Source organism: Actinopolymorpha singaporensis, from assembly GCF_900104745.1.
GTDB classification, from domain to species: Bacteria; Actinomycetota; Actinomycetes; order Propionibacteriales; family Actinopolymorphaceae; genus Actinopolymorpha; species Actinopolymorpha singaporensis.
Window position 1 is genome coordinate 5,046,571 of sequence record NZ_LT629732.1, and the last position, 24,342, is coordinate 5,070,912.

General features: G+C 71.2%; 20 protein-coding genes and 1 tRNA gene. 7 read left to right on the top strand and 14 right to left on the bottom strand.

Annotated features, from left to right (window positions below):
• Window positions 1-22: 22 nt before the first annotated feature.
• The 6 genes from BLU27_RS22685 to metH all read right to left on the bottom strand — a co-directional run bounded on the left by BLU27_RS22685 (window position 23) and on the right by metH (window position 10,027).
• Window positions 23-1,336 (bottom strand): ABC transporter ATP-binding protein, encoded by a 1,314-nt coding sequence (locus BLU27_RS22685; RefSeq protein ID WP_241827582.1) that lies wholly within the window; start codon window positions 1,334-1,336, stop codon window positions 23-25.
• Complete coding sequence (locus BLU27_RS22690) at window positions 1,320-2,408, bottom strand: ABC transporter ATP-binding protein (protein ID WP_092655689.1); 1,089 nt, start codon at window positions 2,406-2,408, stop codon at window positions 1,320-1,322. The genes BLU27_RS22685 and BLU27_RS22690 overlap by 17 nt, the downstream gene beginning before the upstream one ends.
• Complete coding sequence (locus tag BLU27_RS22695) at window positions 2,405-3,475, bottom strand: ABC transporter permease (RefSeq protein ID WP_092655690.1); 1,071 nt, start codon at window positions 3,473-3,475, stop codon at window positions 2,405-2,407. The genes BLU27_RS22690 and BLU27_RS22695 overlap by 4 nt, the downstream gene beginning before the upstream one ends.
• The gene (locus tag BLU27_RS22700; RefSeq protein WP_092655691.1) at window positions 3,475-4,503 is read right to left on the bottom strand and encodes an ABC transporter permease; all 1,029 of its coding nucleotides are present in this window, start codon (window positions 4,501-4,503) and stop codon (window positions 3,475-3,477) included. Before BLU27_RS22700 ends, BLU27_RS22695 begins: the two co-directional genes overlap by 1 nt.
• A gap of 131 nt (window positions 4,504-4,634) precedes the next feature.
• Window positions 4,635-6,248 (bottom strand): ABC transporter substrate-binding protein, encoded by a 1,614-nt coding sequence (locus BLU27_RS22705; RefSeq protein WP_157728764.1) that lies wholly within the window; start codon window positions 6,246-6,248, stop codon window positions 4,635-4,637.
• A 302-nt stretch (window positions 6,249-6,550) separates the two neighbouring features.
• Complete coding sequence (gene metH / locus BLU27_RS22710; RefSeq protein WP_277869251.1) at window positions 6,551-10,027, bottom strand: methionine synthase; 3,477 nt, start codon at window positions 10,025-10,027, stop codon at window positions 6,551-6,553.
• 256 nt (window positions 10,028-10,283) lie between these two features.
• Here metH and BLU27_RS22715 point away from each other — a divergent pair, with 256 nt between their 5' ends.
• Window positions 10,284-11,153, top strand: coding sequence for a PAC2 family protein (locus BLU27_RS22715; RefSeq protein WP_092655693.1), 870 nt, complete (start codon window positions 10,284-10,286; stop codon window positions 11,151-11,153).
• Between the two features lie 15 nt (window positions 11,154-11,168).
• On the opposite strand, the gene BLU27_RS22720 is transcribed toward BLU27_RS22715, so the two are convergent.
• A complete protein-coding gene (locus BLU27_RS22720; RefSeq protein WP_092655694.1) occupies window positions 11,169-11,732 on the bottom strand; it encodes a CGNR zinc finger domain-containing protein in 564 nt (187 codons plus the stop codon).
• Window positions 11,733-11,821: 89 nt separating this feature from the next.
• On the opposite strand from BLU27_RS22720, the gene BLU27_RS22725 reads away from it, so the two are divergent.
• A complete protein-coding gene (locus BLU27_RS22725) occupies window positions 11,822-12,658 on the top strand; it encodes an alpha/beta fold hydrolase (protein WP_092655695.1) in 837 nt (278 codons plus the stop codon).
• A 9-nt stretch (window positions 12,659-12,667) separates the two neighbouring features.
• Here BLU27_RS22725 and mshC read toward each other — a convergent pair whose 3' ends face one another.
• From mshC to BLU27_RS22745, 4 genes are read right to left on the bottom strand one after another with little or no spacing between them, the layout of a single operon-like run.
• Window positions 12,668-13,894 (bottom strand): cysteine--1-D-myo-inosityl 2-amino-2-deoxy-alpha-D-glucopyranoside ligase, encoded by a 1,227-nt coding sequence (gene mshC, locus BLU27_RS22730; protein ID WP_092655696.1) that lies wholly within the window; start codon window positions 13,892-13,894, stop codon window positions 12,668-12,670.
• 28 nt (window positions 13,895-13,922) lie between these two features.
• The gene (locus BLU27_RS22735; protein ID WP_241827583.1) at window positions 13,923-14,777 is read right to left on the bottom strand and encodes an SCO1664 family protein; all 855 of its coding nucleotides are present in this window, start codon (window positions 14,775-14,777) and stop codon (window positions 13,923-13,925) included.
• 30 nt (window positions 14,778-14,807) lie between these two features.
• Window positions 14,808-15,380 carry a DUF3090 family protein gene (locus BLU27_RS22740; protein ID WP_092655697.1) on the bottom strand — a complete coding sequence of 191 codons (573 nt, stop codon included), beginning with the start codon at window positions 15,378-15,380 and terminating at the stop codon, window positions 14,808-14,810.
• 18 nt (window positions 15,381-15,398) lie between these two features.
• Window positions 15,399-16,211, bottom strand: coding sequence for a histidine phosphatase family protein (locus tag BLU27_RS22745; RefSeq protein WP_092655698.1), 813 nt, complete (start codon window positions 16,209-16,211; stop codon window positions 15,399-15,401).
• A 102-nt stretch (window positions 16,212-16,313) separates the two neighbouring features.
• On the opposite strand from BLU27_RS22745, the gene BLU27_RS22750 reads away from it, so the two are divergent.
• Window positions 16,314-17,291 (top strand): magnesium and cobalt transport protein CorA, encoded by a 978-nt coding sequence (locus BLU27_RS22750; protein ID WP_092655699.1) that lies wholly within the window; start codon window positions 16,314-16,316, stop codon window positions 17,289-17,291.
• A gap of 1 nt (window position 17,292) precedes the next feature.
• On the opposite strand, the gene BLU27_RS22755 is transcribed toward BLU27_RS22750, so the two are convergent.
• Complete coding sequence (locus tag BLU27_RS22755; RefSeq protein WP_092655700.1) at window positions 17,293-18,132, bottom strand: undecaprenyl-diphosphate phosphatase; 840 nt, start codon at window positions 18,130-18,132, stop codon at window positions 17,293-17,295.
• Window positions 18,133-18,138: 6 nt separating this feature from the next.
• Window positions 18,139-19,257 carry an LLM class flavin-dependent oxidoreductase gene (locus BLU27_RS22760; protein ID WP_092655701.1) on the bottom strand — a complete coding sequence of 373 codons (1,119 nt, stop codon included), beginning with the start codon at window positions 19,255-19,257 and terminating at the stop codon, window positions 18,139-18,141.
• 225 nt (window positions 19,258-19,482) lie between these two features.
• On the opposite strand from BLU27_RS22760, the gene BLU27_RS22765 reads away from it, so the two are divergent.
• Window positions 19,483-20,454 carry an aldo/keto reductase gene (locus BLU27_RS22765; RefSeq protein ID WP_092655702.1) on the top strand — a complete coding sequence of 324 codons (972 nt, stop codon included), beginning with the start codon at window positions 19,483-19,485 and terminating at the stop codon, window positions 20,452-20,454.
• Between the two features lie 87 nt (window positions 20,455-20,541).
• Window positions 20,542-20,751 (top strand): DUF5703 family protein, encoded by a 210-nt coding sequence (locus tag BLU27_RS22770; RefSeq protein ID WP_092655703.1) that lies wholly within the window; start codon window positions 20,542-20,544, stop codon window positions 20,749-20,751.
• Window positions 20,752-20,799: 48 nt separating this feature from the next.
• On the opposite strand, the gene BLU27_RS22775 is transcribed toward BLU27_RS22770, so the two are convergent.
• Entirely contained in the window at window positions 20,800-22,167 is a 1,368-nt protein-coding gene (locus BLU27_RS22775) for a M20/M25/M40 family metallo-hydrolase (RefSeq protein ID WP_092655704.1), read from the bottom strand.
• A gap of 113 nt (window positions 22,168-22,280) precedes the next feature.
• On the opposite strand from BLU27_RS22775, the gene BLU27_RS22780 reads away from it, so the two are divergent.
• Window positions 22,281-22,364: transfer RNA gene (locus BLU27_RS22780), tRNA-Leu, on the top strand.
• Between the two features lie 348 nt (window positions 22,365-22,712).
• Window positions 22,713-24,179 (top strand): MFS transporter, encoded by a 1,467-nt coding sequence (locus tag BLU27_RS22785; RefSeq protein ID WP_197681531.1) that lies wholly within the window; start codon window positions 22,713-22,715, stop codon window positions 24,177-24,179.
• Window positions 24,180-24,342: the final 163 nt, after the last annotated feature.

The window sequence follows — 24,342 nt, forward strand, 5'->3', positions numbered from 1 at the left end:
ACGGCCGTCCTACGGCAGTGGCTCAGTACAGGTGGCAGGCGACGTCGACACCGTCGGCACGGCGCAGTCGCGGGTCCTCGCCGTCGTGGAAGTCGACCACGACGCCGTCTCCCTCGACCTCCACGCTTCGCACGCCACGCCACAGCGGCTCGTCCGGGTCGGCGGTGCGCACGCGGTCCAGCAACGCGGCGACGTCCTCCGGCGCCCTCCCCCGGCCAGGCTTCAGGACGGCCCGGTGCCCGGGCAGGGCCAGCTCCTCGAGGTTGCCGACGGTGTCGCGTTCGGCCGCGTAGGTCTCCTCGTCCAGCCCCAGCCAGTGCTCCTCGAGCAGGGTGCGCAGGTCGCGGTTCTCCCAGCCGCACCGGTCGAAAGCCGCCGGGCACCGCGGGTGGAACGAACATCCCAGCGGAGGTGCGGCGGCGTCCGGGATCTCCCCGCGCGGCAGGTCACGCGGCACCGTACTGCTCGGGTCGGGCTCGGGGATCGCGCGCAGCAACGCCTTGGTGTACGGGTGTTTGGGCGCGGCGAAGATCTCCTCGGTGGGGCCGATCTCGACCACCCGGCCGAGGTACATGATCGCCACCCGGTCGCAGAAGAACTTCGCCGTGGCCAGGTCGTGGGTGATGTAGACGTAGGTGAGGTCGAGGCGGCTCTTCAGCTCCAGCATCAGCTCGAGGATCTTGGCCCGCACACTCATGTCCAGCATCGAGATCGGCTCGTCGGCGACCAGCAGCTCCGGGTCGAGAATGACCGCTCGCGCCATCACGGCGCGCTGCTTCTGCCCGCCGGACAGGTCGCTCGGGTACTTCGACAGGAACCTCTCGACCGGCGCCAAGCCGACGGCCTCCAGCGCCTCGACCACCCTGGCCCGGCGTTCGGCTTTCCCGTCTGCCAGCTTGTGGATGCGCAGGGGGTGCCCGACCGCGGTCTCGATGTCCATCGACGGGTTGAGCGCGGCGCTCGGGTCCTGGAACACCATCTGCAGCTTGCGGCGCAGCGGGCGCAGCCGGCGTTCGGACAGCTCGCCGAGGTCGTGGTCGCGGTAGCGGATCGACCCTCCGGTCGGTCGGACCAGGCCGAGCAGCGCCCGGCCGAGAGTGGTCTTCCCGCTGCCGGACTCGCCCACCAGGCCGAGCACCTCGCCCTTGTGCAGCTGGAACGACACACCGTCCACGGCCTTGACGACCTCGCCGCCTCCGCCGAACATCCGGCCCAGCGAGCTGCCCTGCAGGGCGTAGTGCACCTCGAGGTCGCGGACGTCCATCAGGACCTCGCGCTCGGCGAGCGGCGGCGAGACGACACCGGCCGCGTTCGTGGGCTCAGGCTTCGTCGGCAACGCTGATCTCCTCCCGGACCAGGGGCGCGGTGCCCTCCTCGGTCAGCAGCTCCGAAGGCCCGTGCAGCCAGCACGCGACCCGGGTGCCCTCCGGCGTGCGGACCTCCACCGGGTCCTGGCGCGGGCAGGCCACCATCGCGTCCGGGCACCGGGGGTGGAACGTGCATCCGCTGGGCGGCTCGACCAGGTCCGGCGGGGCACCGGGGATGTAGTGCAGCCCGGTGGTCTGCAGCGAGATCGTCGAACGCAGCAGCTCACGCGTGTAGGGGTGCCGCGGCCGGGAGAACACCTCGCGCGCGTCGCCCTCCTCGGCGATGTGCCCGGCGTACATCACCGCCACCCGGTCGCAGGCCTCGGCCACGATGCCGAGGTTGTGGGTGATCAGCAACAGTGCGGTGTCGAAGTTGCGCCGCAGGTCGGCGAGGATGCCGATGATCTGCGCCTCGACCAGGACGTCCAGCGCGGTGGTGGGTTCGTCGGCCACCACGAACGCCGGCCGCAGCACCAGTGCGAGCGCGATCATGATCCGCTGCCGCATGCCGCCGGAGAACTCGTGCGGGTACGCGCGGTAGCGCGAGGGCGGGATGCCCATCCGCCGCAGCGTGTCGATCGAACGCCGCCGGATCTCCTCCTTGCCCAGGCCCGGCTCGTGCGTGCGCAGGGTCTCCTCGAAGTGCTCGCTGACCCGCATCAGCGGATTGAGCCGGGTCAGCGGCTCCTGGAAGATCATGCCGAGCTCCGGCCCGCGCAGGCGTTCGAGTTCGCGCCGGCCGCAGGTGAGCAGGTCGCGGCCGGCGAACTCGATCTCGCCGTCGGCCTTCGCGCCGGGCGGCAGCAGCCCGAGCACACCACGGCCGAGGGTCGACTTGCCGCAGCCGGACTCACCGACCAGGCCGAGCGTCTCCCCCGGACGCAGGTCGAACGAGACGCCGTCGACCGCGCGCACCGCGCCGCGCTCGGTGCCGTACCAGACCCGCAGGTCGTGTACGGACAGAACCGGCGTGTCCGCGCCCGCGGCCGCGCGTGAGTTCGTACGGCGTCCCCTGCCCGGGTTGGTCGTCGCTGCGTTCACTTGGCACCCTCCTCAGAGCCGGCGAGCTCCTCGCCCGGCCGAGCGCCCTTGCCGGCATCGGGTCCGGTCGCTGCACTGGTCCCGGGCCTGCGCGGCGGCAGCACCACCGGGACGAGCCGGCGCACCCGCAACGTCGGGTTCAGCGTTTCGTTCAGCCCCTCACCGACGAACGTCAGCGCCATCACCAGCACCACGATCGCGAGGCCGGGGAACACCCCGGTCCACCAGATGCCCGACGCCGCGTCGTCCATGGCGCGGTTGAGGTCGTATCCCCACTCGGCGGCCTCGGTCGGCTGGATGCCGTAGCCCAGGAAGCCCAGCGCGGCCAGCGTGCCCACCGCGTCCGCGGCGTTCAGCGTGGCGATCACCGGCACGCTCTGCACGACGTTGGTGAACAGGTAGCGGGACATGATCGTGTGCGGCGGCGCGCCCAGTGCCCGGGCGGCCTCGACGTAGGTCGCCTGCTTCGCGCTCACCGTGCTGTTGCGCACCACCCGGAAGTACTGCGGGATGTAGACCGCGGTGATCGCCGCGGCCGCCGTCGTCACCCCGCCGCCGAGCGAGTCCGAGAGCAGGAACGCCACCACGATCGCCAGCAGCAGATAGGGGAACGCGAACAACGCGTCCATCACCAGCACCAGCAGGCGGTCCAGCCAGCCGCCCACGAAACCGGCGACCAGGCCGAGCACGACGCCGATCACGATCGTCAGCACCAGGGAGAGGACGACGACCTTGAGTTCGGTACGCGCGCCCCAGACCACGCGGGAGAACACGTCGAAGGTCTGCACGCTCGTACCGAACAGGTGGGTGCCGGAAGGCGCCGCCTGCTTGGGGAAACGGCCGCCGCCGTCACTCACCTGGTCGAAGTCGTACGGCGCCACCAGCGGCGCGAAGATCGCGATCAGGGCGATCAGTGCGGTGAGCGCCGTGCCGACGACCAGCATCGCCCGGGCCACGCCGGCGGACTGGCGGTACGGCGTGGCGATCATGGCGGCGACTCGGCCGGGCAGCGAACGCCGCGAGGAGGTGATCGGTCCGCCCGACTGGACGGTCGGGGTGATCGCCATCAGTACCTCACCCTCGGGTCGATGAACGCGTTGACGAGGTCGATGAGCAGGCTGATCCCGACCACGACGAGGGCGAAGATGGTCATGATGCCCTGGACGGCCACGTAGTCGCGGGCGTTGATGTACTGCACCAGCTGCGATCCGAGACCCGGCCAGCTGAACGTCGTCTCGGTGAGGATCGCACCGCCGAGCGACAGCGCCGCCTGCAGGCCGAGCACCGTGACGAACGGCACCATGGCGTTGCGGAACGCGTGCTGGAAGACCACCCGCCGCTCGGCGATGCCGCGGGCCCGGGCGGCCTCCACGTAGTCGTCGCGCAACGTCTGGGCGACGTTGACCCGGATCAGCCGGATGAACACGCCGGTGATCAGCAGCCCCAGCGTGACCGCCGGCATCACCAGGTGCTTGAGCCCGTCGGCGAACGACCTGGTGTCGCCGGCGAGCAGGGCGTCGAGGAGGAAGATGTGGGTGACCGGCTCGACCGTCAGCTGCGCGATCGGGCTGGCTTGCTGTCCCGAGGGCAGCCAGCCGAGCTTGCCGGTGAAGATGATGATCGCCACCACGCCGACGAAGAAGACCGGTGCGGCGTAGGTGAAGACACCGAACACCCGGATCGCGACGTCGGCGATCGAGTCGCGGTAGCGCGCGGCCAGCAGGCCGAGCGGGATGCCGATGACGCACGCGACCACCAGGGCCGCCAGCGTGAGGCTCAACGTGGCCGCGCCGTTGACCAGCAGGATGTTCGTGATCGGCCGGTTGTCGCTGACCGCCGTGCCGAAGTCGCCGGTGAAGATGCGGCTGAGGTAGTGCCAGTACTGCACGAGGATCGGGTCGTCGTACCCGCCCGCCGCGCGTCGCCTGGCGAGCTCGGCCGCCGGCAACCGGCCGCCCAGGGCCGCCGACACCGGGTCGCCGGGGGCGACCCGCAGCAGCAGGAACACCAACGTGAGCAGGACGAACACGTTGGGAATCACCAGGAGCAGGCGGACGGCGAGATACCTCCGCAACGACCCTGATCGGCCGGCCATGCCAAGCCACCTGACCTTTCCCGGTCATGACGAGCGTGCTGTCAACCCGGTCCTGACAGCCGGGCTCCGGTGGGTCCGCACACACTCTCGTACGTGCGGACCACCGGATCGGGTACGCGGCTGCCCGCGCCCTACTGCGCCTTGCTCGCGTCGACCAACCAGAACCGGAAGGTGTACAGCGGGTCGAAGGTGTCCTTGACCCCTGACACGCCGTCGCGCACGGCGGCGATCATGTTGTCCTGCCACAGCGGGATCAGGGGCACGTCCTCGGTGGCGATCGTCTGGATCTGCGAGAACGCCTGCTGCCGCTTCTGCTGGTCAGGTGTGGACTTCTCCTGGGTCAGCAGCTTGTCCATCTGCGGGTTGGAGTAGCCGTAGCCCGCGCCGATGAAGTTGTTCTTGGCGTAGAACGGCGACAGGTAGTTGTCGGTGTCGGGGAAGTCGGGGTACCACCCGAGCTGCCAGCCGTCGTAGGCACCGGCGGCGTAGTCCTTCTTGTACTGCTCCCACGACGCCGACTTCAGCGACACCTTGAACAGGCCGCCGGCCTCCAGCTGGCGCTTGATCTCGGCGAACATGTCTGCCGAGGCCTCGCCGTAGTGGTCGGGGCTGTACCACAGCTGGGCGGTCACCGGGGTGGTCACGCCCGCCTTCTGCAGCAGGCTCTTCGCCTTGGCGAGGTCGGGCTTGTCGCCGAAGGCGGACCTGAACTTCTCCTCGTGTCCGGGCAGGCCCTTCGGGACCATCGTGTACAGCGGGGTGACGGTGTTGTTGTAGACACCGCTGGCGATGGACTGCCGGTCGAGCAGGGCGGCCGCGGCCTGACGGACCTCCTTCTTGGCGAAGGGGCCCTTCTTGTTGTTGAAGGCGACGTACTGGATGCCGGTGCCCGAACCCTTGACGACCTTGACCTTCTTGGACGCGCCGTTCTGCTCCAGGTCCTTCAGGAGCGTGGGGGTGAGCGTGCGGTAGGCCACCTGGACCTCGCCGCTTTCCACCGCGCTCTTCAGGCTCTTCTCGTCCTTGTAGATCTGGACGAGCACCTTGCTGTTGGACAGCTTCTTCTCGCCCTTGTACTGGTCGTTCGGCTCCAGCACGATCTGCTGGGTCGGGTCGTACTTCGTCATCTTGTACGGCCCGGAGCCGATGATCTTGTCGTTGCCCATCGGCTGCAGCTTGCCGGCCGGGTACTTCTCGTCCGGCACGATGGAGGCCGCCGCGGTGGTGAGCCGGAACGGCCAGGTCGCGTCGGCGAACTTCAGGTGGAAGACCGCGGTCTGCGGGTCCTTCGCCTCGGTGGAGGCGAGCTGGTCGGCGAAGATGCTGGACGGCCCGTTGGGGTCGGCGATCTTCAGCATCCGGTCGAAGGAGAACTTCACGTCCTTGCTCGTCAGCGGGCTGCCGTCGGAGAACTTGAGGTCCTTCTTCAGGGTGCAGGTGTAGGTCTTCGGGTCGGTGAACTCACACTTCTCGGCCGCGTCGGGCTTCGGGGTGCTCCCGCCCGGCGGAATGGACAGCAGCGTCTGCGCCGAGTTGTAGAGGATCTCCCAGCCCGGGTTGTCGTAGGACCCGGACGGGTCCACCGTGCCGAAGGCGTCGGTCGTGCCGAAGACCAGGGGCGCCTTGCCCGCGCCGCCGCCGCTCTCGGTGTCGCTGCCGGACTGGCCGCCGCACGCGGTGACGGCGAGGGCCAACGCACCGCCCGCCGCCAGCACCCGCACCTTCCGGCTGGTGAATGGTCGCATGTTCCACCTCATCGTCAAGGGTGGGCCTGGAGCGGCCCGCCCCGCACCATAGCCGTCCGTGACCAGCTACGGAATGTCAGACCTCTCACGTTGGCGTAGCGATTGCACAACAAATCCTCGGAAGCACGGAGAGTATGCCGGAAGTACGGCGGGTGGCCGGGCTCGTTGACGTGGGATCTTCGTCGCCACCGGGTCCCGTTGCCGGTGAACACCTGCTACCGAACCGCGACGAAACGGCCGGGGGCCGACGCCTGAGCGTGAACGACACCCGACCGCATCGTGACGACACGGAACCGATCAGCTCAGGTGTTGAAGTACTTCGCCTCGGGGTGGTGCACGACGATCGCGTCGGTCGACTGCTCCGGGTGCAGCTGGAACTCCTCCGACAAGGTGACGCCGATCCGCTCCGGCCGCAGCAACTCCACGATCTTGGCCCGGTCCTCGAGGTCCGGGCACGCGCCGTACCCCAGAGAGAAGCGCGCGCCACGGTAGCCGAGCTTGTGGATCATCGCCTGCAGGTCGGAATCGTCGTCGTCCCCGGCATACCCCAGCTCGGCCCGGATGCGGGCGTGCCAGTACTCCGCCAGCGCCTCGGCCAGCTGTACCGACAGGCCGTGCAGCTCGAGGTACTCGCGGTAGTGGTTGTCCGCGAACAGCTTCGCCGTCTCCTCACCGATCCGCGACCCGATGGTCACCACGGTGAAGCCGACCACGTCGGTCTCCCCGGACTCCTCGGGCCGGAAGAAGTCCGACAGGCACAGGTGCCGGTCGCGCTTCTGCCGTGGGAATGTGAACCGGCAGCGTTCGGCACCGCCGTCGCCGAGCACCACCAGGTCGTCACCCTTGGCCACCGCGGGGTAGTAGCCGTAGACCACCGCCGCCTCGAGCAGCCCTTCCGTCTGTACGCGGTCCAGCAGCGCCCGCAGCCGCGGCCGGCCCTCGGTCTCGACCAGCTCCTCGTAGCTCGGGCCGTCCTTTCCGCGGCCGGGCTTGAGCCCCCACTGGCCGAGGAAGAGCGCCCGCTCGTCCAGCATCGACGCGTAGTCGGCCAGCGGGATGCCCTTGACCACCCGGTCACCCCAGAACGGCGGGGTGGGCACGGGGTTGTCGATGCTCACGTCGGAGCGCGCGGGCATCTCCTCCGGCGGGGTCTCGGTCACCTTGGCCGCGCTCACCCGCCGCTTGCGCAGTGCGGGCAGCTCCGCGCCGGGTACGCCGCGCTTCACACCCATCACGGCGTCCATCAGCCGCAGCCCCTCGAAGGCGTCCCGGGCGTAACGGACCTCCCCGTCGTACATCTCGGCGAGGTCCTGCTCGACGTAGCTGCGGGTCAGCGCCGCACCCCCGAGCAGGACGGGCCACTTGTCCGCCTTGCCGCGGGTGTTGATCTCCTGGAGGTTCTCCTTCATGATCACGGTGCTCTTGACCAGCAGGCCGGACATCCCGATCGCGTCCGCGCGGTGTTCCTCGGCGGCGTCCAGGATGAGGTTGATCGGCTGCTTGATGCCGAGGTTCACGACGTTGTAGCCGTTGTTGGAAAGGATGATGTCCACGAGGTTCTTGCCGATGTCGTGAACGTCGCCCTTGACGGTGGCCAGCACGATCGTGCCCTTGCCCTCGTCGTCGGTCTTCTCCATGTGCGGCTCGAGGTAGGCGACCGCGGTCTTCATCACCTCGGCCGACTGCAGCACGAACGGCAGCTGCATCTGGCCGCTGCCGAACAGCTCACCGACCACCTTCATGCCGGAGAGCAACTCGTCGTTGACGATCTCCAGGGCGGGCCGGCCGGAGTCCAGGGCCTCCTGCAGGTCGGCCTCCAGGCCGTTGGCCTCGCCGTCGACGATGCGCCGCTGCAGGCGTTCGCCCAGCGGAAGCGCCGCGAGCTCCTGCGCCCGGCTCTCCTTGGTGTCCGACGTCTTCACCCCGGCGAACAGCTCCAGCAGCCGCGTCAGCGGGTCGTAGTCCTCCCGCCGGCGGTCGTAGATCAGGTCCAGGGCGACCTCACGGTGCTCCTCCGGGATGCGGGCGATCGGCAGGATCTTGCTGGCGTGCACGATGGCGGCGTCCAGGCCTGCCTGTACGCACTCGTGCAGGAAGACGGAGTTGAGCACCTGGCGGGCCGCCGGGTTGAGGCCGAAGGAGATGTTCGACAGGCCCAGCACCGTCTGGACGTCCGGGTGCGCCTCCTTCAGCCGGCGGATGGCCTCGATGGTCTCGATGCCGTCCTTGCGGCTGTCCTCCTGCCCGGTGGCCAGGGTGAACGTCAGGCAGTCGATCAGGATGTCGGACTCGTTCATCCCCCACTGCCCGGTGAGGGTGTCGATGAGGCGCTCGGCGATGGCGAGCTTCTTGTCCGCCGTACGCGCCTGGCCCTCCTCGTCGATGGTGAGTGCGACCACCGCGGCGCCGAACTCGCGCACCAGCGGCATGATCTTCGCGAACCGGCTGTCCGGTCCCTCGCCGTCCTCGAAGTTGACGGAGTTGATCGCGCACCGGCCGCCGAAGGCCTCCAGGCCCGCCTCGAGCACCGGCGGCTCGGTGGAGTCCAGCATGATCGGAAGGGTGGAGGCGGTGGCCAGCCGGGACGCGATCTCGCGCATGTCGGCGACGCCGTCGCGGCCGACGTAGTCCACACACAGGTCGAGGATGTGCGAGCCGTCCCGGATCTGCGCCCGGGCGATGTCGATGCAGTCCTCCCAGCGGCCGGCGACCATCGCCTCGCGGAACGCCTTGCTGCCGTTGGCGTTGGTGCGTTCGCCGATGGCGAGGTACGACGTGTCCTGCCGGAACGGCACGTGCTGGTAGAGGCTGGACGTGCCCGGCTCCCGGCGCGGGCTACGCGGAGTGAGCTCCCGCCCGCCCACCCGCTCGACGACCTGGCGGATGTGCTCGGGGGTGGTGCCGCAGCATCCGCCCACCAGCGCCAGGCCGTAGTCGGCGACGAAGTTCTCGTGCGCGTCGGCCAGCTCCTGCGGCGTCAGCGGGTAGCGGGCGCCGTCGGAGGTGAGCTCGGGCAGGCCGGCGTTGGGCATGCAGGACAACAATGTGCCGGAGTGCTGCGCGAGGTACCGCAGGTGCTCGCTCATCTCCGCCGGGCCGGTCGCGCAGTTGAGCCCGATCACGTCGACGCCGAGCGGCTCCAGCGCGGTCAGCGCGGCACCGATCTCCGATCCGAGCAGCATCGCGCCGGTGGTCTCCACGGTGACCGAGGCGATGATCGGCACGTCGGCGCCCAGCTCGGCGATCGCCCGCTTGGCGCCGAGGATCGCCGCCTTGGTCTGCAGGAGGTCCTGGGAGGTCTCCACGATGAGGGCGTCGGCGCCGCCCTCGATCAGGCCGGCGGCATTGAGCTGGTAGGCGTCGCGCAGGACGGCGTACGGCACGTGCCCGAGCGAGGGCAGCTTCGTGCCCGGCCCCATCGAGCCCAGCACCCACCGGGGCCGGTCGGGAGTGGAGTACCTGTCGGCGACCTCGCGGGCCAGCCGGGCGCCGGCCAGGGACAGCTCGTGGACACGGTCGGCGATGTCGTACTCACTCAGCGCGGCGAAGTTGGCACCGAAGGTGTTGGTCTCCACACAGTCCGAGCCGGCCTCGAAGTAGGGCTCGTGCACCGAGCGGACGATGTCCGGCCGGGTGATGTTGAGGACCTCGTTGCAGCCGTCGTGGCCCTCGAAGTCGTCCAGCGAGGGGTCGTGGGCCTGCAACATCGTTCCCATCGCACCGTCCGCCACGAGAACGCGTTCACGAAGTGCCTGGCGAAAGGTGGAGGTGTGGCTCACGAGGGTCGCTCCTTTTGATCGGCTGATCGGGACAGACCGCCACCAGCGTACCCAGGGTGTCCACCAACCGGACGGCGTTCCTGGAGTCCGAGATCATCGAGCTCCGAGATCACCGGCGGGTGGCGCCCGGCACGTCGCGACGTGCGTGACGGCGAAGCCACGTAGGCTATCGGAGGCGGTGTCCGGAGGGTCCGGCATAGTTGGCGGGTCCGGCACCGTGCGGCGTCGGACACCGACGACAGGGAGGACGATCCACGTGCTCGAGCTCGAAGGCTCGCCGGAACTGGAAGACCCGGTCCTCCTCGCGGCCTTCGAGGGATGGAACGACGCCGCCGACGCGGCGAGTTCCGCACTCGACCACCTGGCGAAGGTGTGGAAGGCCCAGCCACTGGGTGAGCTCGGCTCCGACGACTACTACGACTACCAGGTCAACCGGCCCTCGGTCGGCGCCGACGCGAAGGGCGTACGCCGGATCACCTGGCCCGCCACCCGCGTCCTGGTCGCCCGGCCGCCGGACGCGCCCCGCGACGTGATCCTGGTCCGCGGCATCGAGCCCAACATGCGGTGGCGGCAGTTCTGCGCGGAGATCCTGGACGTCGCCGACAGCCTCGGCGCGGAGATGGCGGTCCTGCTCGGCGCCCTGCTGGCCGACAGCCCGCACACCCGGCCGATCCCGGTCACCGCGAGCGCCACCGATCCCGAGCTCGCCTCGGCGCTCGGCCTGGAGGCGCCGACGTACGAAGGCCCGACCGGCGTCCTGGGGGTCCTGCAGGAGGCCTGCCACAGCGAGAGCCTTCCGGCGGTGTCGTTCTGGGCGGCCGTCCCCCACTACGTCGCGTCCAGCCCGTGCCCGAAGGCCACCCTCGCCCTGCTCCGCAAGGTCGAGGACCTGCTGGACCTGACGGTGCCGCTCGGCGACCTGCCCGAGGACGCCCGTGCCTGGGAGCGCGGCGTGGACGACCTGGCCCGCGACGACACCGAGGTGTCGGAGTACGTCCAGTCGCTGGAGCAGGCCCGCGACGCGGCCGACCTGCCGGAGGCCACGGGCGAGGCGATCGCGAAGGAGTTCGAGCGGTACCTCCGCCGGCGCCCGGACCGCGGCAGCGGAGACCAGGGCCCGGTGTAGGCCTCGGTGTAGGGCTCAGGTTCGGCCCCCGGCGCCCTCCCCGCTTCGTCGTTCGCGCATCGCCCGCATCTTGTGCCGGGCGCCGCAGCTGCGCATGCTGCACCACACGCCCTGGTTGCCCGGAGACCGGTCGTAGAAGACCCACCTGCAGTCCGGCGAGGCGCAGACCTTGAGCCGGTCGCGCCGGCCGGCCACCTCCTCGGTGGCCAGCGTCGCCAGCAGGCCGCCGACGAACTCTCCTAGCGGGGATCCGCCGGCCGGCGGAATGAGCGGCGTGCCGTCGGGGCTCCACCGCGGCGGCCGCAGCGAGCTCTCGGCGTGGGCGTTCAGGGTGTCGTGCACCCGGTCGCCGGTCGAGCCGTCGAGGTGGTCCCGGATCGCCTCCCGCAGCCGGACGAGCCCGGCCAGCCCGTCGGCGTCGACCTCCTCGGCGGCCGCCGGCCCGGCGTGCGCGGCCAGCCACTCCCGCGCGCTCGGCAGGTCGGCCCAGGCGTCCTGGCCGTGCAGGAACCTCACCGAGTTGCAGAACTCCTCGACCCGGGCGAGCGGCCCGGGCGCAGCCGGTCGGTCGTACACCATGCGGCTCACGTTACCCCCTGAGGCGTTGCACCGGTAACGCACGCCTGTTACCGTCATCGGCGTCCTACCGGTAACGCGAAGGAGCCGACATGACCACCGCCCCGGAGCTGACCGAGGAGTACCGCAGCCCGCACGGCGCCGTGCTGTGGACCCGCCTGGGCGCAGGGCCGCCGGTGGTTCTGCTGCACGGAACGCCGTTCTCCTCCTACGTCTGGCGCGACGTCGCCGCGGGGCTCGCCGCCCGCCACACGGTGTACCTCTGGGACATGCCCGGCTACGGGCGGTCGGAGATGCGAGCGGGGCAGGAGGTGTCCCTGGCCGCGCAGCAGGAGGTGTTCACCGGCCTGCTCCGGCTCTGGGGCCTGTCCGCGGGAGGCGTACGGCCGGCGGTGGTGGCGCACGACATCGGAGGCGCGGTCGCGTTGCGCACGACGCTGCTCGACGGCGTGCCGTACGACCGGCTGGCGCTGTTGGACGCGGTCGCGTTGCGTCCGTGGGGCAGCGACTTCTTCCGCCTGATGGGCGGCCACGGCGAGGTCTTCGCGCGGTTGCCGCACCGCCAGCACGAGGCGCTGGTCCGCAGCTACGTGTCCACCGCCACCGCGCGCCCGCTCGACCCGGACGTGCTGGACGCCCTGGTGGAACCCTGGCTCGGCGACCGCGGCCGGTCGGCGTTCTACCGGCAGATCGAGCAGGGTGACCAGCAGTTCACCGCGGAGATCGAGGACCGCTACTGCGACCTCGACCTGCCCGTGCTCGTCGGGTGGGGCGCGCAGGACCAGTGGCTGCCGCCCGAGCACGCGAGCAGGTTGGCCGCCGCGATCCCCGGTGCCCGCTTGGAGTTGTTCGCGGGCGCCGGCCACCTGGTGCAGGAGGACGCACCCGGCCGGCTCACCGGCGTCCTCGCGGACTTTCTCTCCCGCTGACGGCCCGCGTCAGAGCACGACGCCGAGCAGCGCGTCGCACACGTCGCGGACCAACTCCGGCGCGGCCTCGTCCGTGCCGCCGCCGGCCAGGGTCTCGTCGGCCCAGGCGTCGACCACGCCCAGCGCGGCCGGGGCGTCCAGGTCGGCGGCCAGCGCCTCGCGTACGCCCTGCAGCACCTTCCCCGCGTCGGCGGCGCCCGACCGGAGCGCGGCGGTACGCCAGCGGTTCAGCCGGTTGGTCGCCGCGGCCAGGCCGGCGGGCGTCCACTCCCAGTCGTCGCGGTAGTGGTGGGCGAGCACGGCCAGCCGGATCGCGCTCGGGTCGGCACCCTCGCCCCGCAGCTGGGAGGAGAAGACGAGGTTGCCCTTGGACTTCGACATCTTCTCGCCGTCCAGGGCGACCATCCCCTGGTAGACGTAGGAGTGCGCGAACGGCGCCTCACCGGTCAGCACCTGCGCGGCCGAGGCGCACATCTCGTGGTGGGGGAAGATCAGGTCAGAGCCGCCACCCTGCACGTCGAAGCCCATGCCGAGGTACTTCAGCGCGATCGCGGCGCACTCGACGTGCCAGCCCGGCCGGCCGCGGCCGACCGCGGTGTCCCAGGCCGGCTCGCCCGGGCGTTCGTGCCGCCACATCAGGGAGTCCAGCGGGTCGCGCTTGCCGGGCCGGTCCGGGTCGCCGCCGCGCTCGGCGAACAGCTCGCGCATCTGCCCGGGCGACAACCGGGACACCTGGCCGAACGCCGGGTCGGCCGCCACCGGGAAGTAGATGTCGCCGTCCACGTCGTACGCGCCGCCGCGTCCGCGCAGCACCTCGATCGCCTCGACGATGTACGGGATGGCCTCCACCGCACCGACGAACTCCTCCGGCGGGAGCACCCGCAGCGCGGCCATGTCCTCGCAGAAGAGCTCGGTCTGCCGCTGCGCCAGCGCCTGCCACGGCTCCCCCGTCTGCTCCGCACGCTCCAGCAGGGGGTCGTCGACATCGGTGACGTTCTGGACGTAGTGGACCGCGAGCCCGGCGTCGCGCCAGGCCCGGCCGAGCAGGTCGAACGCGACGTAGGTGGCCGAGTGGCCGAGGTGGGTGGCGTCGTAGGGCGTGATGCCGCAGACGTACAGGCGGGCGTCGGGTCCGCGCGCACTGAGCCGGCGGGCGCCGCTGGCCTGGTCGTGGACCATGGGCACCTGCCCGGGTCCGGGAAGCTGGGGAACCTCGGGAGCCGACCAAGCCTTCATGGTGGTCGAGCCTAGCGGTCGAACGCCGTCAGAACACCGGCCAGGGCACCGACGGCCAGCCCTCACCGGGCTCGCGGAACGTCCGGCTGGCCAGCAGCGCCGTCAACCGCAGGCGCAGGGCCACGATCTCGGCCGGCTCCAGCAGCATGGCGAGTGCCTCGCCGACGCGGGAGTCGAGGTCGCTGTCGAGGCGTTCGAGCACCGACAGGTAGTCGTCGGGCAGTGGATCTCCGGCCCACCCCCACAGCACGGTGCGCAGCTTGTCGTCCTCGTGAAAGCACAGGCCGTGGTCGACACCGCGCACCCGGCCGTCGTCCCCGACAAGGACGTGGCCGCCCTTACGGTCGGCGTTGTTGACCACCGTGTCGAAGACCGCGAGCCGGCGAAGCCGCTCGTCGTCGGCGTGCACCAGGCTGACCTCGTCGCCGTCACCGTCGACCGCGTCCAGCACGGTCAGCCATCCCGGCGGCACCTGCCGGCGAGGGACGACGTCGATCAGTCCGTCCTCGGGGTCGTGGTCGATCCACAGCTGGACCATGCCCTCGCCGAACGGCCCGTCGCGCAGCACGGTCGGCGGCACGAGGTCCCAGCCCGACGCCACCGAGAGCAGGTAGGTCGCCGCCTCCCGCCTGGCCAGACTGCCGTGCGGGAAGTCCCACAGCGGGCGCTCACCGCGTACCGGCTTGTAGACGCCGGCCGCGGTGACCCCCTCGTGCTCGATCGAGCAGTAGAACGTCGCGTTCGACGCCTGCACGAGCCGGCCCTCGACGTTCAGCCGCCCCTCGCGCAGCAGTTCGAGCACGTCGACGGAGTCCTCAGGGGCGTCCGGCGCGGCGCCGCCCGGGGTCAGGTCGCCCGGGGTCAGGTCGCCCGGAGTGTTCACGTCGCCCGTTCCCCGCGTCCGCTCCACCGGTCAGGCCGAACGCCGGTAGCCGTTGAGCCGCGGGCACAGGTGCCCGTCCGGGTCGAGCGGGTTGCCGCAGAACGGGCAGGGCGGGCGTCCCTGGGACACCACGGCCATGGCGCGCGCGACGAACGCACGGGCCTGCGCACCGGTGATCCGGACAACCAGCGTCTCCGGTCCCTCGGCGTCGGGCTCCTCGTCCACCGGTGGCGGCGGGTCGGCCTCCTCGTCGGTGACTTCGTACGCCTCGATCACCACGCGTTCCTGCTCGGTGTCCCACGCGAGGCGCAGGGTGCCGACCCGGAACTCCTCCACGATCGGCTGGTCGAGGGGTTCGTCGTCGGAGAGCTCCGCGGGCGCCACCGCCGGAATCACGGCGTCTCCGCCGGACAGGCGCAACACCTCGTCGAGCATCGCGTCGACACGCTCGGCGAGGACGGAGACCTGTTCCTTCTCCAAGGAGACGGTGGTGAGCAGGTCCGCGGAGCGGGCCTGCAGGAAGAAGCTGCGCTGGCCGGGTTGTCCGACCGTGCCAGCGACGAAGCGTTCCGGAGCTTCGTGATGGTGAACGACACGGGCCATTCCTCAGACCCTACGCGGTCAGGCGGACGACGCGGTGGACGGCCGGGGCGTCCCGGCACGGCCGGGTCCGGCGGAGGACGCGGCGGAGGACGCGGACCGCGCCCCGGTGGAGGGCCCGGAGCCCGCGCCGCCGCCGACCGCGGCGTCGCTGTCAGCGGTGCCGCGCCTGGAACGCCGGCGCTTGCGGGCGGGTGGCACGAGCGCGGCCAGGTCCCCACCGGAGTCGTTGGACCGCACCACGAACGAGCGCAGCGGTGTGTACCGGATCACCGACACCGAGCACGGGTCGACGACGATCCGCTGGAACTGGTCCAGGTGCAGGCTCAGCGCGTCGGCGAGGATCGCCTTGATGACGTCGCCGTGGCTGACCGCCACCCAGATCGCGTCCGGGCCGTGCTCGGCCTCGATCCGGGCGTCCCACTCCCGGATCGCACCCACCGCCCGGTCGGCCATCGCCCGCAGCGACTCCCCACCGTCACCGGGGAACCGCACGCCGCTCGGATGCTGCTGGACGACCTTCCACAGCGGGTCCTTGGCCAGCTTCTTCAGTTCCTGGCCCTCCCACTCGCCGTACCGCACCTCGCCCAGCCGGGCGTCGACGACCGGCACCGGCCGGCCGTCGGCAGCGCTCACCGCTCCCGCCGTCTCCTGGCAGCGGTCGAGTGGGCTGGTGACGACGCCGGTGACGGGGATGCCGGCCATCCGGGTGCCGAGCTTCTCGGCCTGCCCCCTGCCCACCTCGTCCAGGCCCAGTCCGGGCGTCCAGCCCGCCAGGATGCCGTCGGCGTTGGCCTTGGTGCGTCCGTGCCGGACCAGGAAGAGGGTCGCCATGGCGTCGAGCCTACGAGCCGCCGCCAACACCGGTGGTGCCGGGCGGCTACGAACCGTAGGCGAACCTGCGACTACCAGGCGCACGCGTCACAATAGGCGGCGATGATCGTGGACTGCGGGATCTACCGGGACGGCCATCGGGTGGACAGCCCGGCCGACATCGACGGCGCCGTCGCCGCCCTTCGGTCGGGGGACGGCACGTTCTGCTGGCTGGGGCTGCACGAGCCCGACGAGGACGAGCTGAACACGGCCGCCAAGGCGTTCGGGCTGCACCCGCTCGCCGTGGAGGACGCCTTCAAAGCGCACCAGCGGCCGAAGCTGGAGGCATACGGCGAGGTCACCTTCGTGGTGCTGAAGACGCTCACCTGGCCCGACGGGCGGGGGCCGTTGCGGCTGGGCGAGCTGAACATCTTCGTCGGCCCGCGGTTCGTGCTGACCGTACGTCATGGGCCGAACATCGACCTCCAGCATGCCCGGCACGACCTGGAGCAGCGGGCCGGGCTGCTCGGCCACGGGCCGGCCGCGGTGCTCTACGCGATCTGCGACCACGTGGTCGACCGCTACGGCGAGGTGGCCGAACTCCTCGAGGACGCGGTGGACGACGTGGAGCAGTCGGTGTTCTCCAACGAGCGCGTCGGCGAGGCCGCGGAGTCGGTCTACCGGCTGAAGGCGCACGCGATCGGCTTCCGCCGCGCGGTGCGTCCGCTCGGCGCCGAACTCGACCCGCTCGTACACGGCCGGGCCGCCGGCGTCGGCGAGGAGGAGACGGCGTTCTTCCGGGACGTCGCCGACCACGTGCTGCGCCTGTCGGACCAGGTGGAGTCGCTCGACGACCTGCTCAGCTCGGTGCTGAGCGCCCACCTCGCGCGGGTCGGCGTCCAGCAGAACGACGACGCGCGGCGGATCTCCGCCTGGGTCGCCATCGCGGCCGTGCCGACGCTGCTGGCCGGCATCTACGGCATGAACTTCGAGCACATGCCCGAACTCCACTGGTGGTGGGGCTACTACGCCGTGCTGGGGCTGATGGCGGTGATCTGCGTGCTGTTGTATCTCCGGTTGCGGCGGGCCGGCTGGCTGTAGCTCAGACGTACGGGTGCAGGACCCCGAACGCCAGCAACAGCAGCACCAGGGAACCCAGCACCGCGCGGTAGATCACGAACGGCATGAAGTTGTGCTGGGAGATGTAGCGCATGAAGTACACGATCACGATGTACCCGACCACGAAGCTCACGATCGTGGCCAGGATCGTCGGCCCCCAGGCTGGTGCCTTGTCGCCGCCGATGTCGAGGATCTCCAGCAGGCCGGACGCGAAGACCGCCGGGATCGCCAGCAGGAAGGAGTACTTCGCGGCCGCCTCCCTGGTGTAGCCCATCAGCAGACCGGCCGTGATCGTCCCGCCGGACCGCGACACACCGGGGATCAGTGCCAGCGCCTGCGCGCACCCGAACGCCAGCGCCTCCGGCATCCGCAGCCGGGTCAGCGGCTTGCGGTTGGCGGCGATGGCGTCGGCGAGCCCGAGCACGACGCCGAAGACGATCAGCGTCACGCCCGCGAACACCAGTGACCGCAGGGCGGTCTCGATGGTGTTCTGGAAGAGGAAGCCGAGGATGGCGATCGGCAGCGTGCCGACGATGATGTACCAGCCCATCCGGGCGTCGGGCTCGCGGCGCAGCTGGGGCCGGAACAACGACAGCGTCCAGGTGCGGATGATCGCCCAGATCTCCCGGCGGAAGTAGACCACCACGGCGGACTCGGTGCCGAGCTGGATGACCGCGGTGAACGCCGCACCGGGGTCGCCCCACCCGGGCACCAGGCCGCCCGCGATCCGCAGGTGGGCGCTGGAGGAGATGGGGAGGAACTCGGTGAGCCCCTGCAGGATCCCGAAAACCAGGGCCCCGAACCAGCCGACTGTGTGTTCCACGCCTATCTACTCCCCTACTCCGGCGGCGGCGAACGCCTCCGCCGTCGTGTGCAATGTCGCGATCCGGTCCTCGACCGTGACGCCGAACGGCGAGACGGCCACAGTGGTGACGCCGGCGTCGGCGTAGGCACGCAGCCGCCCGGCGATCCGGTCGGCCGGGCCCAGCAGCGAGGTGCTGTCGACGAACTCGAAGGGCACGGCCGCGGCGGCGTCCCGGTGCTGCCGGGCGAGGTACAGGTCCTGTACCCGCTCGGCCTGCTCGGCGTACCCCATCCGGGCGGCCAGCGCGTTGTAGAAGTTCTGCGTACGACTGCCCATCCCGCCGAGGTACAGCGCGGCGTATCCGCGGACGGGCAGCGCGCAGGCCTCCACGTCGCTGCCGGTCACGACGGGGGCGCAGGCAACCACGTCGAAACCGGCCAGGCTGCCGGTGCTGCCGGTGCTGCCGGTGCTGCCGGAGCTGTCGGTGTGGTCGGAACCGCCGGAGCCTCCGGAGCGGTCGGCACGAGCGCGACCGGCGCGCAGGTGGGCGAGTGAGCCCGGCACGAACTCCGGTGCAACGAAGACTCCCAGCCAGCCGTCGGCGATCTCACCGGCGAGCTCGAGGTTGCGCGGGCCGACAGCGGCGAGGTAGACGGGCAGGTCGGGGCGCAGCGGGCGTACGGACAGCCGCAGCGGCTTGCCCGGACCGTCGGGCAGCGGGAGCGTGAGGTGCTTGCCGGCGTACTCCAGCCGCTGCCGGCGCAGCACCTGCCGGACCACCTGGACGTAGTCGCGGGTGCGGGCCAGCGGGTGGTCGAAGCGCACGCCGTACCACCCCTCCGACACCTGCGGACCGGACACTCCCAGTCCCAGCCGGAACCGCCCGCCGGACAGCGCGTCGAGCGTGGCGGCGGTCATCGCGGTCATCGCCGGCGCCCGGGCCGGGATCTGGAAGACGCCGGAGCCGATGTCGATCCGCTCGGTGCGGGCCGCCACGGTGGCGAGGAGGGTGGCGGCGTCCGTGCCGTACGCCTCGGGTGCCCAGCACACGGAGTAGCCGAGCCGATCCGCCTCGACCGCCAGCCGGACCGCGTCGGCGAGGTCGCCGGTGTCCCAGGCGCTGAGGGTGAGTCCCAGTCGCACGCGCTGTCACCCTTCGTACGTTCGCTGCCGGTCCGCCGCCCGCGGGTCCGCACTTCCATACCGTTCGTAACCGTCCCGCCGTCGCGGACCGACGGCCGCGGCGAGCTTACTGGCCGATTGCGGGGTACGGGACGGCAGGCACGTTCGTGTCGGCCCGGCATGCCCTAGGGTCTGTGACAGTTCGGCCCCTCGCGGGCGGGGCGGCACAGGATGGGGGAAACGTCGATGCAGCAGCGCCACCTCGGCCGGACCGGCCTGCGGGTCTCCCGGCTGGCGCTGGGCACCATGACGTGGGGCCGGGACACCGACGAGCACGAGGCGCGCGAACAGCTCACCGCTTTCGTCGACGCGGGCGGCACCCTGGTCGACACCGCCGCTGGGTACGCCGACGGCGACAGCGAACGCGTCCTCGGCCGCCTCCTGGGCGAGGTGGTCCCCCGCGAGAACCTCGTGCTGGCCACCAAGGGCGGGGTGTCCCGGCGCGGCGGCCACCGGGTGGTCGACGTCTCCCGCCGGACGCTGCTGGCCGAGCTCGACGGATCGCTGCGCCGGCTCGGCGTGGACACCGTCGACCTGTGGCAGCTGCACACCTGGAGTCCCGCCGTACCGCTGGAGGAAACCCTGTCCGCGCTGGACTTCGCCGTCAGCAGCGGCCGGGCGAGGTACGTCGGCATCTCCAACTACACCGGCTGGCAGACCGCGCACGCGGCGACGTACCAGCAGGCCTGGCCCGGCCGGGCCACCCTGGCCTCCACCCAGGTGGAGTACTCCCTGCTGCAGCGCGGGATCGAACGCGAGGTGCTCCCGGCCGCGGAGGCGCTCGGGCTCGGCGTACTCCCCTGGTCCCCGCTGGGCCGCGGCGTGCTCACCGGCAAGTACCGCGCCGGCACCCCCGCGGACTCCCGGGCCGCGTCACCGCACTTCGAGCGGTTCGTCGGCGTCTACCTCGACAAGCGCAGCTACCGGATCGTGGACGCCGTCTGCCGGGCCGCCGAGGGACTCGGCCTGTCGCCGCTGGAGGTCGCCCTGGCCTGGGTACGCGACCGGCCGGGCGTCACCGCGCCGGTGGTCGGCGCGCGCACGGCCGCGCAGTTGCGCGGCTCGCTGACGGTCGACGACATCGAGCTGCCGCCGGAGATCAGCGCCGCTCTGGACGACGTGTCCGCTCCGCCGCTCGGCTATCCCGAACGCCGCTAGGTCCGCGGAACAGGCCACAGCCGCCGAAACCGGGATGTTCGGCCCGTCGCGTGTCACACCCCTACCGCGGCGTGCAACGATGGTCCGATGGCGGAGTACGAAACGCATCAGCTGCAGCTGCCGCGCACTCTGTCCCGCAGAGTGGTGCGGCAGTTCCTTGTCGAGCGAGCCGAGTACGGCGGCTGGGAGCTCGCCAGGGTCCGGGTCTATCCCGACGGCCGGCGCACCGTCACCCTTCGGCGCAAGATCATCCGAGTCACCAAGACCGGGCCGCTGCCCGGCGCACTCACGGCCTGACCGGGTGGGCCGGCCGCTCGGCCGGCCCACCCGGTCGTGCCCACATGATCAGGCCTGGTCGAGGAAGCGGTCCATCACCCGGGCGCCGAACTCCAGCGCGTCGGTCGGCACGCGCTCGTCGATTCCGTGGAACATCCCCACGAAGTCCAGGTCCGGCGGCAGCCGCAACGGCGCGAACCCGAAGCACTGGATCCCGAGCCGGCTCCACGCCTTGCCGTCGGTGCCGCCGAACATGAGGTACGGAACGGCGCGCCCCTGCGGGTCCTCGGCCACCAGTGAGGACTTCATCGCCTCGACCAGCGCCCCGGCGAACTCCGTCTCCGTCGCGACGTCGTAGTTCAGAATCTCCCGGGCCACCTTGTCGCCGATCAGTCCGTCGATGGTGGCCAGGAACTCCTCCTCGCCGCCTGGCACGAACCGACCGTCGATGATCGCGGTGGCCTCGCCCGGGATGACGTTCGCCTTGTAGCCGGCGTCCAGCATCGTCGGGTTGGCCGTGTTGCTCAGGGTGGCGCCGATCGCCCGTGACACCGAGCCCAGGCGGGCCAGCGTCGCCTCGACGTCGCTGGGGTCGTCGGCATTCAGGTCGACCCCGAGAGCGTCGGACACCTCGGCCAGGAAGGCGCGGACGCTCGGGGTGAGCCGGACCGGCCACTTGTGCGCGCCGATCCGGGCGACAGCGGCGGCGAGTTCGGTGACGGAGTTGTCATCGTTGCGCATAGACCCGTGCCCGGCGGTGCCCTTGGCCCGCATCCGCATCCAGGCCATGCCCTTCTCCGCGGTCTGGACGGGGTACAGGCGCAGATCGTCGCGTACGGTCAGGGAGAACCCGCCCACCTCGCCGATGGCCTCGGTGCACCCGTCCAGAATCTCGGGGTGCTTCTCGACCAGCCAGTGAGCGCCCTTGCGGCTGCCGGCTTCCTCATCGGCGGTGAACGCCAGGACGACCGGGCGCCGGGGCGGGCGGCCATCACGTGCGCGGGCCTTCAGCACGGACAGGACCATCGCGTCGAAGTCCTTCATGTCCACCGCCCCGCGCCCCCACAGGCAGCCGTCCTTGATCTCCCCGGCGAACGGGTCGACGCTCCAGTCCGCGGCAATCGCGGGCACGACGTCGAGGTGACCGTGCACCAGGAGCGGCTCGGCGTTCGGGTCCGCGCCCTCCCAGCGGGCCACCACCGAGGTGCGGCGGGGCTCGGGCTCGAACATCAGGGGCTCCAGCCCGGCCTCCGACAGCAGCCCCGCGACGTACTCGGCGGCGTCCCGCTCGCCCGGACCGTCGCCCTGGCCGTTGCCGTAGTTGCAGGTGTCGATCCGAATCAGGTCACGGCAGATCTCAACGACGTCGGCGTCCGGGGCCGACCGCCGGTCGGCGGCACCGGAGGCGGACGTCGGCTGCTGGGCGTCGTCGCTCATCCCCTCATCCTGCCGGTATTCGCCCGATTTCGCAGCCTGGGTGCTGAGGCGCGACCGACCCGGTCGGTTTGCTACAGTGAGCGCCGCGCGCAGGGGAGGTCGACCTGCGCCGCGTCCGGGTGGCGGAATAGGTAGACGCGCTAGCTTGAGGTGCTAGTGCCCGCAAGGGCTTGGGGGTTCGAGTCCCCCCTCGGACACAGACAAACGTCCGGTCGGTTGCTTCACCGGTTCACGGTCGGCGCACCAGGACAAGGGTGGTTCAGTTCGGTCTCGGTGCAGCCCGGCTCCACCGCGTTGAGCGCTGATACGCAGTTGCGGGAACGCCCTTGGCGTACTGCTCGGTGATCATGTCGACCGCAAGACCATCGACCGCCCGCGAGTGAGTCCGGTGACGCTGGACTGCGACGTGCTCACGGTGCTCGGTACGCAGGAACTCACCGGCTGACCGGATCCGGCTCGTCGTTCGGACGGCCCGCACGGCGGGACGGGGTCCGAGGGCGCACGGTTCGACGGGTGCCGAAGTGTTCCCGTGCCATCCTGTCGGGATGGCGAAGTCCACACGTGACCGAACGCCTGACATCGACAGGTCCGCCGGCAGGTCCGCGCCGACCGGCGGCGGCCTCCGCCGGTCGGCCCCCGCACGTCCGGGTCTCGTGCTCGCCACCATGTGCGTCGGGATGTTCCTCGTACTTCTCGACGTCACCGTCGTCAACGTCGCCTTGCCCACGCTCGGCGCCCAGCTGCACAGCGATGTGGCCGGGATGCAATGGGTGGTTGACAGCTACACGGTCGCCCTGGCCGCACTGCTTCTCACCGCCGGCACGCTGGGCGACCTCCGCGGTCATTCGAGGATGGTGCTGGTGGGTCTGGCGTTGTTCGGTGCCGCGTCCGCGGCCGCCGGACTCGCCCCCTCGCTCGGCTTCCTCGTCGGCGCCCGAGCGGTCCAGGGCGTCGGCGCGGCGATCCTGCTGCCCTGCACGATGGCCGTCATCAGCGACACCTTCCCCGACCAGCGTGCCCGGGCCCGTGCTCTCGGCATCTGGGCCGGAGTCTCCTCCCTCGCCCTCCCGGCCGGGCCGGTACTCGGCGGCCTGCTGGTCACCGCGGCCGGGTGGCGGGCGGTGTTCCTCGTCAACGTCCCGGTCGTCGTCGCGGCCATGGTGGCGTGCACGCGACTGGTCCCGCCTTCGGGCCACCCACGAGCCGGCGGCCGGGGCCGCGCCGACCATCAGGTCGACCGTACGGGCGCGCTCGCCTGCACCGTCGCCCTCGCGACGGCGGTGTTCGCCGTGATCGAGTGGGGGCGCGGTGCCGGTGTGCCCGTCGCCGGCGCCGCGCTCGGAGTAGCTGCGTGTGCGCTGACTGCCTTCGGGTACGCCGAGCGCCGGGCGGCACGCCCGCTGCTCCCACCGGCTCTGATGCGCTCGCATGCCTTCGTCGGCGCGAACCTCGTGGCGGCGGCGATGAACTTCGCCGGCATCGGCACGATCTTCGTGGCGACCTTGTACCTGCAGGAGGTCCGCGGGCACAGCCCACTGCGCGCGGGCCTGGAACTCCTGCCGCTGTTCGTTCCGCTCGCGGCACTGTCCCCGCTGACCGGTCGTCTCACCGCGCGGTTCGGGCCACGCCCGCCGATGGTCGCCGGCCTGTGCGTCGGGGCCGCAGGTCTCGTCGCACTGCTGCTTCCGACCGCGCGCAGCTCGTACGCCGTATTCCTGCCGGCACTGCTCGGTCTCGGCGTGGGCATGGGTCTGCTCACGGCGGCCGTGGTCACCGCCGCCATGAACGCCGTATCTCGTGACCGCGCGGGACTCGCCGGCGGTGTGAACAACACCGCCCGGCAGTCCGCCGGCGCGCTCGGTGTCGCGGTGTTCGGCGCGGTGACCGGAAGCCCGGCACACGTACGGGCGTTCCTGGCAGGCGTGCATGTGCTCGGGCCGGCCGCGGCCTGCGTGTGGCTGGCGGCCGCCGTACTCACCGTGGCGACCGTACCGGCGCAGCCAAGCAGCTGAACGCGCTGTTTCGGTCACACGGCCGGAGCCCGAGTTGTTCGGTCTGACACCCGACCACTCTGGCCAGGGCGCGCGGCGCTCTTCGGCGAGGCTGGCTAAGGTACGTACTCTCCTTGATGTGGCGGAGCGCGACAGCCCAGACCTCGGGTCGTCAACTGTCAGG